At 43.6% G+C, this 13256-nt stretch carries 14 protein-coding genes; 10 read left to right on the top strand and 4 right to left on the bottom strand.

The features are described from left to right. Window position 1: 1 nt before the first annotated feature. Window positions 2–1360, bottom strand: a complete 1359-nt coding sequence (locus NSQ17_RS18095; RefSeq protein ID WP_342467656.1) for an aldehyde dehydrogenase — start codon at window positions 1358–1360, stop codon at window positions 2–4. Window positions 1361–1532: 172 nt separating this feature from the next. Between NSQ17_RS18095 and NSQ17_RS18090 the strand changes: the two genes are divergently transcribed. The 3 genes from NSQ17_RS18090 to NSQ17_RS18080 all read left to right on the top strand — a co-directional run bounded on the left by NSQ17_RS18090 (window position 1533) and on the right by NSQ17_RS18080 (window position 3648). After that, window positions 1533–1865: a YwdI family protein gene (locus NSQ17_RS18090; protein ID WP_008343634.1), complete on the top strand. Its 333-nt coding sequence runs from the start codon at window positions 1533–1535 to the stop codon at window positions 1863–1865. A 33-nt stretch (window positions 1866–1898) separates the two neighbouring features. Then, entirely contained in the window at window positions 1899–3209 is a 1311-nt protein-coding gene (locus tag NSQ17_RS18085; protein ID WP_041507947.1) for a purine/pyrimidine permease, read from the top strand. 67 nt (window positions 3210–3276) lie between these two features. Continuing rightward, window positions 3277–3648 carry a DUF423 domain-containing protein gene (locus tag NSQ17_RS18080; RefSeq protein ID WP_003215282.1) on the top strand — a complete coding sequence of 124 codons (372 nt, stop codon included), beginning with the start codon at window positions 3277–3279 and terminating at the stop codon, window positions 3646–3648. A 41-nt stretch (window positions 3649–3689) separates the two neighbouring features. Here the strand turns inward: NSQ17_RS18080 and NSQ17_RS18075 are convergent, their stop codons facing one another. The 3 genes from NSQ17_RS18075 to NSQ17_RS18065 all read right to left on the bottom strand — a co-directional run bounded on the left by NSQ17_RS18075 (window position 3690) and on the right by NSQ17_RS18065 (window position 5938). Further along, entirely contained in the window at window positions 3690–4307 is a 618-nt protein-coding gene (locus NSQ17_RS18075) for a cupin domain-containing protein (RefSeq protein WP_019743221.1), read from the bottom strand. Between the two features lie 131 nt (window positions 4308–4438). Beyond that, window positions 4439–4981, bottom strand: coding sequence for a spore coat protein GerQ (gerQ, locus tag NSQ17_RS18070; protein ID WP_007497781.1), 543 nt, complete (start codon window positions 4979–4981; stop codon window positions 4439–4441). Between the two features lie 282 nt (window positions 4982–5263). Then, complete coding sequence (locus NSQ17_RS18065; protein ID WP_135009556.1) at window positions 5264–5938, bottom strand: YIP1 family protein; 675 nt, start codon at window positions 5936–5938, stop codon at window positions 5264–5266. A 175-nt stretch (window positions 5939–6113) separates the two neighbouring features. Between NSQ17_RS18065 and NSQ17_RS18060 the strand changes: the two genes are divergently transcribed. Genes NSQ17_RS18060 through NSQ17_RS18030 form a run of 7 tightly spaced genes read left to right on the top strand, consistent with a single transcriptional unit; the run spans window position 6114 to window position 13256 of the window. After that, window positions 6114–6884: a glycosyltransferase family 2 protein gene (locus NSQ17_RS18060; RefSeq protein ID WP_041508123.1), complete on the top strand. Its 771-nt coding sequence runs from the start codon at window positions 6114–6116 to the stop codon at window positions 6882–6884. Between the two features lie 6 nt (window positions 6885–6890). After that, the gene (locus NSQ17_RS18055) at window positions 6891–8303 is read left to right on the top strand and encodes a CDP-glycerol glycerophosphotransferase family protein (protein WP_144667602.1); all 1413 of its coding nucleotides are present in this window, start codon (window positions 6891–6893) and stop codon (window positions 8301–8303) included. Between the two features lie 21 nt (window positions 8304–8324). Then, entirely contained in the window at window positions 8325–9503 is a 1179-nt protein-coding gene (locus NSQ17_RS18050) for a DegT/DnrJ/EryC1/StrS family aminotransferase (RefSeq protein ID WP_135009558.1), read from the top strand. Next, window positions 9500–10375 carry a GNAT family N-acetyltransferase gene (locus NSQ17_RS18045; RefSeq protein ID WP_342467655.1) on the top strand — a complete coding sequence of 292 codons (876 nt, stop codon included), beginning with the start codon at window positions 9500–9502 and terminating at the stop codon, window positions 10373–10375. Before NSQ17_RS18050 ends, NSQ17_RS18045 begins: the two co-directional genes overlap by 4 nt. Before the next feature lies 1 nt (window position 10376). Continuing rightward, complete coding sequence (locus NSQ17_RS18040; protein ID WP_326112196.1) at window positions 10377–11501, top strand: N-acetylneuraminate synthase family protein; 1125 nt, start codon at window positions 10377–10379, stop codon at window positions 11499–11501. Continuing rightward, window positions 11491–12231: a glycosyltransferase family protein gene (locus NSQ17_RS18035; protein WP_144679068.1), complete on the top strand. Its 741-nt coding sequence runs from the start codon at window positions 11491–11493 to the stop codon at window positions 12229–12231. Before NSQ17_RS18040 ends, NSQ17_RS18035 begins: the two co-directional genes overlap by 11 nt. After that, window positions 12228–13256, top strand: coding sequence for a glycosyltransferase (locus NSQ17_RS18030; RefSeq protein ID WP_160757811.1), 1029 nt, complete (start codon window positions 12228–12230; stop codon window positions 13254–13256). Before NSQ17_RS18035 ends, NSQ17_RS18030 begins: the two co-directional genes overlap by 4 nt.

Below are 13256 nucleotides of genomic sequence, written 5' to 3'. Positions count from 1 at the left end.
TTTATTTTAAAAATTTGCGGACAATGTCGAGTCCGTTTTTCGCATTTGGATATCGGAAAGAAAAATCAAAGCGATTGGTCTGGCGCAGGACACTTTTTTCATGCGTAAAGGTGAAAAAGCTTTCTTTTCCATGATATCGTCCGATACCGCTTTCACCAACGCCTCCAAATGGTAAATATGGAGTGGCGACATGCATCAGTGTATCATTGATACAGCCTCCGCCAAATGAGAGGTTGTCTAGAATATAGGCTTCTGTTTCTTTATTTGTTGTAAATAAGTAAAGAGCGAGCGGCTTCGGTCTTGCCTTAATCATGTCAGCTGCCTCTTGAAGAGAGTCAAATGTGATGACAGGCAAAATAGGTCCGAAAATTTCCTCCTGCATCACAGGATCTTCCCATGTAATGTGATCTAGAATGGTCGGTGCGATTTTGAGCTCTTGTTCATTACGCTGTCCACCTGTCACAATCGTACCATTTGAGAGAAATTGTGAAAGCCGATCAAAATGACGCTGGCTGACATTTTTTCCGAAATGCGGATTTGTTTCAGGCTGGTTCCCGTAAAAGTCACGGATACAGGTCGTCATTTCACGCAATAGGTCCTCTTTGATCGATTCATGAACAAGTAAATAGTCTGGTGCAATACATGTTTGACCAGCATTCGTGAATTTACCAAAGGTGATTCGCTTCGCAGCGAGCTTGATGTCTGCATCAGGCATGACAATGCATGGACTTTTTCCGCCGAGCTCAAGTGTGACAGGTGTGAGGTGCTTTGCGGCCGCTTCCATGACGACTTTGCCGACGGCTACACTTCCAGTAAAGAAAATATAATCAAAAGGCAGTTTCAGAAGCTCTGTGCTGACATCCACACCGCCTTCAACGACCGCTGCAAGATCTTCTTGAAACACGCTTTCCACAATCGTGCCAATCACGTTTGAGATGTGCGGCGTTAATTCTGACGGTTTTAAAGTAACGGCATTTCCGGCAGAAATGGCTCCAACTAATGGCGAAAGGGCCAATTGGAAAGGATAGTTCCAAGGGGCAATAATCAGAACACTTCCGTACGGTTCCTTAATGATCATACTTTTCGATCCGATATGGGTCAGGGGTGTTTTCGCGCGAGATGGTTTGGCCCATTTGTGAAGATGTTTGACGGTATGATTGATCTCTTCATATACCATGCCAATTTCTGTTGTATAGGCTTCCTGTTCGGATTTATGTAAATCATGGGCTAAGGCTTGTAATATGTCCTTTTCATGATGTTTAATGGCTTTTTTCAAATCGTTAAGAAGACGGATTCGATCTTGAACCGCTGGTGTTTGCACGTTTTTTTGTTTGTGAATGAGTTCAGTGAGTTTGCTCATCTTTCAGTCCTTTCAAAGACGATATTGTTTCTTTTTTATTATGTGTGAATCTTGGGTAAGGGTCAAATAAGAGGATCAGAAGCACACAGCTTTGAAAAAATGAACCCATTCGGTTTGTTCATTTGGTAAAATAATGTTGGAAAACGAATTTTTTAGATTGGAGGGTCTACCCTTGAATATTCATATATCAAGTCTGCTTCAAAAAATGGAGGAAGCCATTCAAAAAGCAAAACAAAGTGGAAATGATGAAGAGGTGAAACGTCAAGCGGCGGTCATCTCTTCACTATGTGATGTCATTCTCGACACATCATCACAGGTGCAAATGCCGCAGTCTTCGGTCATTTCACCACCTCCATCTATACAGACACCATCTGCACCGGCTGTGTCTACGGATCAAGCCATGCTAGAGAAATTGATGGGCACTAGCGGTGCAAAGAAATTTCAGCATAAAGAAGAGGGTCAACAAGAGAAAGATGGCAACGGTGACTCTATTTTTGATTTTTAATGGTCTTGTCACGACAAAGGGAAGGTGATCGGGTTGAAACTATTTTTGGGCGCCATTCAGTGGATGGCATTTTTTATCGCAGCTTCTATTGCTGTGCCAATTGCGATTGCACAAGCATTTGAATTAAATCAAGTGCAGTCGGCGGAACTGATTCAGAGTACATTCTTTTCACTTGGACTTGTGGCGATGGTGCAGTGTTTATGCGGTCATATGCTGCCGATCAATGAAAGTCCAGCAGGGCTGTGGTGGGGGGTATATACCCTATATGCAGGCATGACAGGGACGATTTTTGCCACATATCCTGAAACCTTGCAAGCATTACAAGGGGCTTTAATTTTTAGTGCTGCGTTCTTTTTTATTTTTAGTCTCTTTAAAATCATTAATTGGCTCGCGTCTTTATTTACGCCGGTTGTCACAGGTATTTATTTGCTGCTGCTTGTTGTGCAGTTAAGTCAGCCAATCATGAAAGGGCTGATGGGGATTGGCTATCGGGGAAATCAGGTAGATGGGCTTGTCTTTTGTCTATCGATCTTGATTATTGTCATCACCTTCATGATCAGCCGCTCAAAATGGCATTATTTAAGACAGTTTTCTGTGTTATTCGCACTTGCAGGCGGCTGGCTGTTATTTGCTTTACTCGGACTAGCGAAGCCTGTTCGCATTCCTGAGCAGATCATTGAGTTTCCAAAACTGTTTCCATTTGGCATGCCGGTCTTTGACAGCGGACTGCTTGTCACGTCCTTTTTTATTACGATCTTACTCATAGTGAATATGCTGGCAAGTATTCGAATTGTGGAAAGTTCCGTCAAGGCATTTGGTGAACTGCGTGAGCGGAAACGAGCCAGACCGGCTGGTTTTGTCGCCGCATTTGGTCATTTGCTAAGCGGACTGATTGGTGCGATTGCGCCTGTCCCTATTTCGGGGGCAGCGGGCTTTATACAAACAACCAAAATTCCATCGAGAAAGCCATTTTTTATTGGCAGTCTGCTCATTGTCCTCATTAGTTTATTTCCATTATTGATGAGCTTTTTCTCTGCATTGCCTTCTCCTGTGGGGCTGGCTGTGAACTTTGTGGTGTTCTCTTCTATGATTGGGATTGCTATGTCTGAATTCGATCAGTATGAAAAAGAAGACATCCCGCGCATTCGATTTGTGCTTGGCATCGCTGTTTTAGCAGGTGTGGGCGCAATGTTTGTGCCGCAGGGAGCATTGAAAGGCATGCATCCTGTGCTGATTTCTTTATTGAGCAATGGTCTTGTGCTTGGCACACTGATTGCGATTGTGGTCGATCAAGTGCTACTGCGAAAGAAGAAGAAATCCGACAATCTCGTGTCAGCATCATAGGAAAGTTGAATGTTGGATAAGACCCGCGCTATGATAAACATAATTGATGAGATAAGGAGAATGACGAATGAAACTATTTTTCATATTAGGTGCCATTAACGCCATGCTTGCGGTTGGTCTTGGAGCCTTCGGTGCACATGGACTGGAAGGGAAAATTCCTGAAAAGTATATTGAGATATGGAATAAAGGGGTTCAATATCAGATGTTCCATGCCATTGGCCTATTTATTGTCGCCTTTCTGGCAGATAAGCTGTCAGGTGTTTCCCTAGTGCCGACCGCTGGCTGGGTGATGCTGGCAGGCATTCTTTTCTTCTCAGGAAGCCTTTATGTGCTTGCCTTGACTCAGGTGAAGATTCTAGGTGCCATTACACCAATTGGCGGAGTGGCATTTATCGCTTCTTGGATCATGCTAGTGATTGCAGCAGCAAAAAATTTATAAGATAAAAAACCGATGCTCTCATAGGGGCATCGGTTTTTTTCTTAACTCCAATAAGGAGAATAGTTCGGAGGTGCTTGATAATAAGGTACATAGTGGGAAGGGGGGACAGGGTGCGTTTGTGTCTCTTCCTCCCGGTGGCAGAAAGGTCCGATAAACACACCAGGTTTCACAGGCTGCGTCGCCTGCTTCCACTGCGTTTCGTTCATGCAATAAGTATGTGCCATGATGTGAGAAGGCGTGAGGGTTAGAAGGTCTGAACCTAAGATGACTTCTGGCGTCGATGCGTTAAAAATGGCTAACAAATGGGTTTTGTCCTGCAAGGCGACTTCGTAATGCCACCAGCCTTGTGGCACATTGGCTACCTGCCCAGGGGTAATGGTGTAGGTGGACAGCTTTTTGGTAAAAGGGTTCAACATGGATACAGCAGCAGAGCCGGCGATACAATAAACAAGCTCGGCAGCATTTTGATGATAATGAGGCTCTACTACTTTGCTTTTACTCAAATATATATCCAGCAGAGATACTTGATCGAGCGAATTTAATTGTTTTTTTCCTAAAACATTAATCAGGTTGTGTTGGTCATATTTCACAAGGGGGCTTTGGTTCAGATCAAATGAATATTTGACATTCGGCGATGTATAATCCAGCTCAACAGTCATTGATGTCACCTCTAGGCGTTTAATAAAAACTACTAGGCATCTTATGAGCCTTCCCCCGAAGGTGTGTCAAAAACCTAGACAAAAGAAAAAAGCAAGGGCGTCTGCACCTTGCTGCTGATAGGACCTTGAGGTTATCTCGGAGAATACGTAGACATCGAGTATGGATAGTCATATTGAATTTCCCCATCAAACGTAATGTAATCAAGGTAGATTGTTAACAATAAGTATCGTGTCCCTGTTTTGTTATCACTAATGATAATGTGATCACGTCCTGCGGCCTCAATGACCCCTCTAAAAATCTTAGAGTTCCATTCTTTACTTGCCTCAAACGTCATATAGATCGTGGCTACTTTGCCGCGGTTTAATCGTAAAATATTTTCAATATAGGACTGCTCAAGCGGCAGCTGACCGGTGACGTTCTGCTGATAAATCGGTCCCGAAGGAATTTGATAGGGCTGCCCGCCACTTTGCCCACCTTGGCCTCCTTGTGAAGTACCAGTAGACGGCATTGGCGAATACCCCTGCTGCATTTGACCTTGCATTTGACCCTGCGTTTGGGGAGGGACTGAATAACCCATCTGCTGCGCAGGATACGGATTTGCTCCATATTGTTGCTGGCGAAAATCTTGACCTTCGAAACCCGAACCTTGCCCAAATTGATTTTTCAATTTCATAACGTTCCTCCTCTTTCCTCATGGTGTTCTAAACAGAAGGCAGAAAAGCGCCTGTTGTTTCCATAGCATTCTTTTTCTCTTTCACACTATGAGACAGGAAGAGAGAATATGTACATTGAACGAAAAAAAGGAACTGCTTTGTGCAGTTCCTCAGCGTGTAGACAAACCCTCGCATTCGGTGTCAGTCCTGCGCTTCGGTGCTCACGAATGTCAAATTCGCTCCGCGCCGATGCTCGTCCTTCCTAGACTGCAAAGGTTTCCAACAATCTAAGGAATGCCTGTTTACATCAACCAATTCATAGCCCGCTGGACGTCATAGAGAAGGGTCATGATGAGAAAAAATAAGGCGATCGGTGTGATGGCAATGATAAAGGCCTGCCATATTCTCAGCTTCATCACAGCGACAAGGCCTAAAACAGCCATCCCAAATATCCATGTCTTGGTATACGCATCAACCAGTGGTAAAACACTGAGATAATACCATAATTCATAGTGCTGGTCTAAATAGGGTGAGATTTTCACAAATGTATACGGACCAAGCAACCCCACAGTAAAAATCCAAGTAAGAGCAAATAAGGTGGAAGGAAAAATGACCGTCAGTGTGCAAGCTTTGAGCACATCTCGATACGCCGCTTTACTGCCAAAAAACAGTCGCCCTAACCACTGTAAAATGAATGAACCGAAAAATAGAAGGAAATTGCCTACTAAAATACCAAAACCTGCTCCGTGTAACAGAATAAAAGGATATGGAATATGATTGCCCATATACTCACTAAAATACCCTTCGTACATCCAGCTAGTACCAGCGATACTTGCAAGGAGTATCATCAGCCACATGGGAATAGAGGTATGTTCATATGAGCGAATAATCGTTTTTGTCGCGACAAAAATTTTAAAGAATCGAAAAAAACCTTTTGCTTCCTCTTCTTGGGAGAGATCACTCTTCATATACTCCAATGTTCTTTACTCCTTTAATACACATAAATGATTACTTATATTACCAAAATTTTTACGTTTTTCAAAGATAGATCATGAAAAAAATCCAATTTTATAAAAAATAGGTCACTCTACAGTCTCTTTAAGAGGAGACACATATGATAACCATAGTTTAAAAGAGACCGAGGTGAAAACATTGACGAAAGTAACGGTCATTATGACGAGCTACAACAAAGCGGCCTACGTTGGCAGATCAATTGAAGCGGTGCTGCAGCAGACCTTGTCAGACTTTGAACTTTTTATCATGGATGATGGATCAAACGAACAAACCCTTGCTGCTATTGAGCCTTTCCGTAAAGATCCACGCATCCATTTTATCCAAAGCGGGGTGAAAACGTTGGAGGAAAGAACGGCGAAAACACGCTATGCCGTCCTCATTAATCAAGCATTAGAACAGGCAAAGGGCGAGTATATTTCCTATGCCACAGATGACAATGTCTATGCACCAGACCGTTTAGAGAAGCTCACGAATTATTTAGATGCTCGTCCAAATGAACATATTGTCTATTCTAGTTCAAAAGTTATCTATTTAAATAGCGAAAAAGAGCCAGTAAAGGAAACGATTCGACCTGCGCAAACGGTGCAGTGGAATGCACCTTGTGCTATTGATCACTGTTCAGTTGTACATCGTGCATCCATTTTAACAAAGATTCGAGCTGAGTTTGGATCCTACTGGGACGAGAGTCCGCATTTTTATCGAATAGGGGATGCGCGGTTCTTTTTTAGATTAAATCACTTTTATCCGTTCTACCCTTTTGATGAGGTATTGGATACAAACTACATCACAGAACAGTCTATTCATTATCAGTTGGCAGAAGATGAGAAAAGCGATTTTATTCAAGCACTTCCTCCGCAGTCTACCTGTAGGGAGCTCCGCCATATATTAAAACAAAGACATGGGAGGTGACCTTAAGTGTCGCATTATATTCATCATTATTGGCAGGTGTACTTTGAGTATGTGAATCTGATGAAAGACTTAACCTATCGCCACATCCCCCTTGGATTAATCAGTAATTTTTATCAATACATCAGCCCTGAAGTGAGGGAACGTATGGATGATGAGGCGTTTGGTGAAGAGCTGACAACGACTTGTCCAAAGCCGCAAGACATTCAGCCATTTTTTGATCAGCATAAACAGCAGATCAAGCGTATCCCTTATCGTCCGAGTCATGGAAAGGTGCTGCTTCACTTTGAACACCTGCGTTTTACTGAACAAAATTACATGCGGTTCCATCCGAACCAAACAGTGGTGCTCGCACGCTGGAAGAAGGCTGATTATTTCGGATTACCAGTGATCAGCAAGCCGGAATTAGCCGGAGAGGTTAATAAAGAAGCCCATGTTGAATATATTGAAAAAGCAAATGCTCTATTGAAACCTTACGCCCAGCATCCTGTCTTTGGCAATGTCTTTTTTAGAGAAAAGCTTCGGAAGGACATTGTGCAATTTATTGATGTGATTGACCAAATAGAAACGCTATTTGAGATGCAGCCAATCACAGCTGTCGTAGTTGGTACGACGGAGGATGCATATAGCCGTGTGCTCGCCTTGCAAACCGTGAAACGCCATCTCACAAGTATTTGTCTTCAGCACGGTGCGCTCATGGGAGACGAAGCCTTTTTACCGATTTTCACCACCTGCCACGGAGTGTTTGGAAAATATGAAAAGGACTGGTATGTAGACAAAGGCTGTCAGCCTGAGCAGGTGGAGATCACAGGTCACCCGAGATTTGATTTGGTGCAGGAGCGAACACCGCTTCAACAGGAAATGGTCTTTCGTAAATTGAACTTCAATCCTGCCAAAAAGACTGTGCTCGTGGCAACACAGCCGTTTTCAGAAGCCTTTTACGGTGATGTTCTTAAAACGATTGCAAAACGGAAAGATATTCAGCTGATTATGAAGCCGCATCCGTGGGAAATCGCTCGAAATCGATTAAATGACTACACAGCGATTGAACGTGCGGGGAACCATGTGAGATTAATTAAAAAAGAGATCGACTTGTATGACCTCCTGCCGTATATGGATATGGTCATAACGCTCACATCAACAGTTGGTCTGGAAGCAATGCTCTTTAAAAAGAGTGTACTGATTGGAAAAATGACAGAAGGCAGAAGATACCCTTATTACGAGTCGCTTGGCAGCTGCCACATGGAAAACCCTATTGAGCTGGCCGAGAAAGCGATCCGTATTTTATCGGATGAACAAGAAATGAAGCTGGCGAAACAGCAAGGAGCTCGTTTCATTCAAGAACATTATCCGCATGCACAATCGACCGATGTTCTGCTTTCTCTGCTCAAAACAAAAACAGGCGTGGATTTTCAGAGATGAAGATAGGGGTGTGCAAGCGATATGGGACAAAAGAGAGCACAATTTCTTCCTTATGCACTGCCTTTTATTGAACAGGAAGAAATTGATGAAGTCATTGGAACTTTAAAGTCCGGCTGGTTGTCCACCGGACCAAAAGTTAGACAGTTTGAAGAAGAGTTTAGGCAGCTGACTGGAGCGAAGCACGCAATAGCAGTCAATTCATGTACAGCTGCTCTATTTTTAGCGTTAAAGGCGAGAGGCATTGGAGCTGGTGATGAGGTCATCACAACGCCTCTGACGTTCTGCGCAACAGCCAATACGATCATCCATACGGGGGCAGCCCCTATTTTCGTGGATATTGATCCGGCGACACTCAATCTAGATGCGAAAAAATTAGAAGCGGCCATTACACCACATACGAAAGCGGTTGTCCCTGTACATTTTGCTGGTCAATCGTGTGATATGGACCAAATTTTAGCGATTGCCAAAAAATATGATTTGTTCGTGTTGGAGGATGCCGCTCATGCCCTCTATACGACCTATCATGATCAACCGATTGGATCAATTGGTGATGCGACCGCTTTTAGCTTCTATGCAACGAAAAACATAGCGACTGGTGAAGGCGGCATGCTGACGACAAATGATGATGCACTTGCGGCTAGAATCAGAAGGCTGGCGCTTCACGGGATGAGCAAGGGAGCGTGGAATCGTTATGGAGAAAAGGGAACATGGTATTACGAGGTCGAGGAACCGGGCTATAAAATGAACATGTTTGACGTGCAAGCATCGTTAGGGCTCGTTCAGCTAAGCCGGTTGAAGGAGATGCAGACACGCAGAGAACAGATTGCGAAGATATACAATCAGGCATTTCAACATGAAGCTGGTCTCATCTTGCCGCCTGTACATGATGAGGGAAGACATGCGTGGCATTTATATGTGCTGCAAGTTGATCCAAAAGAAGCAATGATCACACGCGATGACATGATTGATCAGCTGCAAAAGGAATATAAAATCGGCACGAGTGTTCATTTTATTCCCGTTCACTTGCATCCATATTATCAAGAGACCTATAACCATTCACCAGAGGATTTCCCTGAGGCACTCACTTATTACAAACGAACGCTTTCGCTCCCGCTTTATCCAAGTATGACAGATGAAGATGTGCAGGATGTCATCACCGCAGTCGTGTCAATTTTAAAAGACAAGAAGGCCTCTTCATGAAAGTCGTTCATGCAATAGACGATCAGGTGCTGGCAGCTTGGCTGAAAACATATGGTCATGAAGCAGGACGCATGACAGGATTCAAGCAGTTTGCTCTTGTCAGCGGCGCTAAGCTCAAAGCAGTGCTGTTATACGAATGGTCCAAATGGGAGAGCGGCATTTTTGACAAGCATATTTTTCATGTGAAGTTTGTGGAAGCTGAATCAGCGCTGCTCTTTAAAGAATTGATGGAGAGATTCATCAATTGGATGAGAACAGAAAAATGTGATTTTTTCTTTTTACGTCTTGAGGCGGCTGATCTTGAAAAAAACCGCATTGTTCAAAAACTATCCCATGTGTATTATGTCGGTGGTCTCACTAGGCTTGAGGCACCGCCTGCCCTCATGGAGATGCCATCATCAGATCAAGATGTGGTGATGGGTGTGCCAGATAAAAAGGATTACGATGAGGCGGTCTTACTAGGTAATCAGGCTTTTGTGAAAAGCCGTTATGCCCTTGATCCATATTTAGACCAGCGTGTTGTTCAGCATTTTTATCAGGAGTGGATGAGAAACAACCTATTCGGACGCGCAGATATCAACCTCGTTGCCAAGGTAAATGATGAAGTGGTTGGCTTGATTCAAGGTATGACAAAGGGGCATGAGATGGGGCTTGAGCTTTTTGCGATTAGACCGGATGTTCAAGGAAAAGGGATCGGAAAAAAGCTGTTTATTGAGATGATGAAAGTGTCTCATCACAGGGGGCATCACTTCATTTCTGCGGGGACACAGCTTCATAATACGACAGCCATCCAGCTGTACGAAAAGATGGGGTTTAGAACAACAAATGCCTTTTTGTATTACCATGTGTGGCCAAAAAAAGGAGAGAGGTAAGATGGCGCATTTCTATATCGGAGATCGCAAAGTGGGAGATGATGCGCCTGTCTTTATCATTGCAGAGGCAGGCATTAACCATGATGGAAAGCTGGATCAGGCACTTGCTTTAATTGATGTGGCAAAAGAAGCAGGGGCTGATGCGGTGAAGTTTCAAATGTTTCAAGCGGATCGGATGTATCAAAAGGAACCGGGGTTATACGAAACGGCCAAAGGAGAAGAAGTGTCTATTTTTTCTTTAGTGGAACAAATGGAGCTGCCGCCGGAATGGCTGCCTGTCTTATTGAGGCGTTGTAAGGAAAAAGGATTGATGTTTTTAAGCACCGTGTGTGATGAAGAATCGGCTGATTTATTGAATCAAACGAATCCACCTGCTTTTAAACTGGCATCCTATGAAATCAACCATTTGCCTCTTTTGCGTCATACGGCTTCTTTTCAAAAGCCGATCATTTTTTCAACAGCTGGGGCTACCATTGCAGATGTTCATGAAGCATACGAAACGATTACGAGCCAGAAAAATAAGCAAGTCGCTATCATGCATTGTGTGGCAAAGTATCCAGCGCCTAGAGCATATACGAACCTGCGGGTGATTCAAACCTTAAGATCCGCTTTCCCTGAAGCAGTCATTGGCTTTTCAGATCATAGTGAACACCCGACGGAAGCGCCAGTAGCCGCTGTGAAGCTCGGGGCAGCAATGATTGAAAAACATTTTACAATAGATAAAACATTACCCGGAGCGGATCATTCATTTGCTCTTAATCCTGAAGAATTAAAGGAAATGGTTCAGCACATTCGAGCAGCAGAAAAGCAGCGGAATCAAGCGGAAATAGACGTTCATTCATTACCAGAGGAGCTTCTTGGCAGTTCTTATAAAACGACAACAGCCATTGAAGGGCAGATTCGAGAATTTGCGTATCGAGGAATTTTTACGACAAAAGGCATTGCAAAGGGAGAGACCCTCACGTCAGAAAATGTAGCTGTGCTGCGCCCTGGCCAAAAAAATCAGGGGTTGCATCCGCGATATATGCCGATTTTACTTGGCACAAAGGCTGTGAGAGACATCCCAGCCCATACAGGCGTTTCGTGGAAAGACGTACTCACGCAGGAGTCTCGTGATGATGCATGATGTGCTTTTTGTCATTCAGGCTAGGATGGGGTCAACAAGACTGCCCAAAAAAGTGATGAAACCGATCGGCGGCATGGCGCTGATTGATTTGATTGTGGAGCGGGTGAAGCAATCAGATGATTACCATCACAAAATGCAAAACCTTATGATTGCCACAACGGTCGAACCAGAGGATGACTATTTGGCTCAATACTGTATGTCAAAGGGTTATAAGGTGTTTCGAGGCAGTGAGGCAGATGTGCTTGAGCGGTTTGCGCAGATTGTCCGTCAATTTGAACCTAAAACGGTTGTACGTTTAACGGGAGACAATCCATTTATAGATCCTTCGCTTTTGTCGAAAATGCTTGAAAAACATAGACAGGAAAAGGCTGATTACACATATACGAACGGAACACCACTCGGTATTTCCGGGGAAATGATTGAGGCATCTATTTTATGTGAAATCGACAAATTTCCCCTCACTTATTCAGAACGTGAGCATGTCACGCTGTATATCAGAAAGCATCCCGAGCAATTTCACCTTCAATTATTCACACCGCCCAAAGAACTTGCATATCCTGCTTATCGATTCACGATTGATACAGAAGAAGATTATGTGTTTGCTACCTGTTTATTAGAGAAAGCTGGTGGTTCTATTGCTGTGCCGACAGCTGAGTTCATTTCCATCTGTGAACAACATCCAGACATTGTTCGTTTGAATCAATCTGTGAGACAGAAGGATGCTGAATGAACAAAAAAATTATGATTGTTGTTTATGGGGGTTTTTTAAGAGGAATGGGTCATGTCGTCAGAATGAAACGTTTGGCAAAAGAACTGCTTCAGGAAGGGAACGATTTATATTTCTATACAAATGATCAGATTTGTGTAGAAATGCTTTCGCACCCAGAGTGGCACGTTCAGATGGTGCATGAGTCGAATGCGCTTCTACAAATCCAACAAGACATCAAAAAGCTAAAGCCTGACCTTTTAGTCATAGATGTCCTTGATTGTGATCTTCAGTTTCTTCAAACGATCAAAGACTCCTGTGGCAGTGCGAGGTTGGTCTTATTTGAGGAAAAAAGAGAGGAAGCCTGTCAGCTTGCAGACACGGTCATAAACGGCATTTATGGCGGTCTGGACGGGAAGCACGAGCAGGTTAATGGCACGGCTTATTATCATGGAACACCCTATTTATTGTTAGATCACGAGATTAATCGATTCAAAGACACATATGAGGTTCGGAAAGAATGTAAAAAGGTGGTCATCAGCCTTGGCGGCAGTGATCCGTGCGGCCTGTTATCAAAGGCTGTATCGGCGCTTCTTCAAACAAATCACCTAGACATTTTAGCGGTCGCAGGAAAAGCCTCTCACATCAAAGAGCAAGTAGAGGCGGAACATATCCAATTCATCCAACATACAGATCAACTACCGGTTCTTTTATCAGAAGCTGATGTGGCTATCGTAGCAGGCGGTATGACGTTATATGAGGTAATTTGTATCGGGGTGCCCAGCATTGTCCTATCGCAAGTAGATCACCAAGCAGTGACAGCGAGCATGTTTGCGCAAAAGGGCGCTTGTTTTCACCTTGGATTAGGTGACCTTGTGGAAGAAAAAGACCTGGTGCAAGCTGTTCAAAAACTGTCTGGCAGCTATTTTCTCCGCAGAAGCATTCATCTTAATGGACGTTCACTCATTGATGGAAAAGGAATCGAACGAGTGAAAAACATTCTTATACACCTCATGAATTCACACCAAAAAGAACATAAGGATGTGTAG

This window comes from Bacillus sp. FSL W8-0629 (assembly GCF_038593225.1).
Classification (GTDB): domain Bacteria; phylum Bacillota; class Bacilli; order Bacillales; family Bacillaceae; genus Bacillus; species Bacillus altitudinis.
This window is presented reverse-complemented; position numbering and strand designations above follow the sequence as displayed.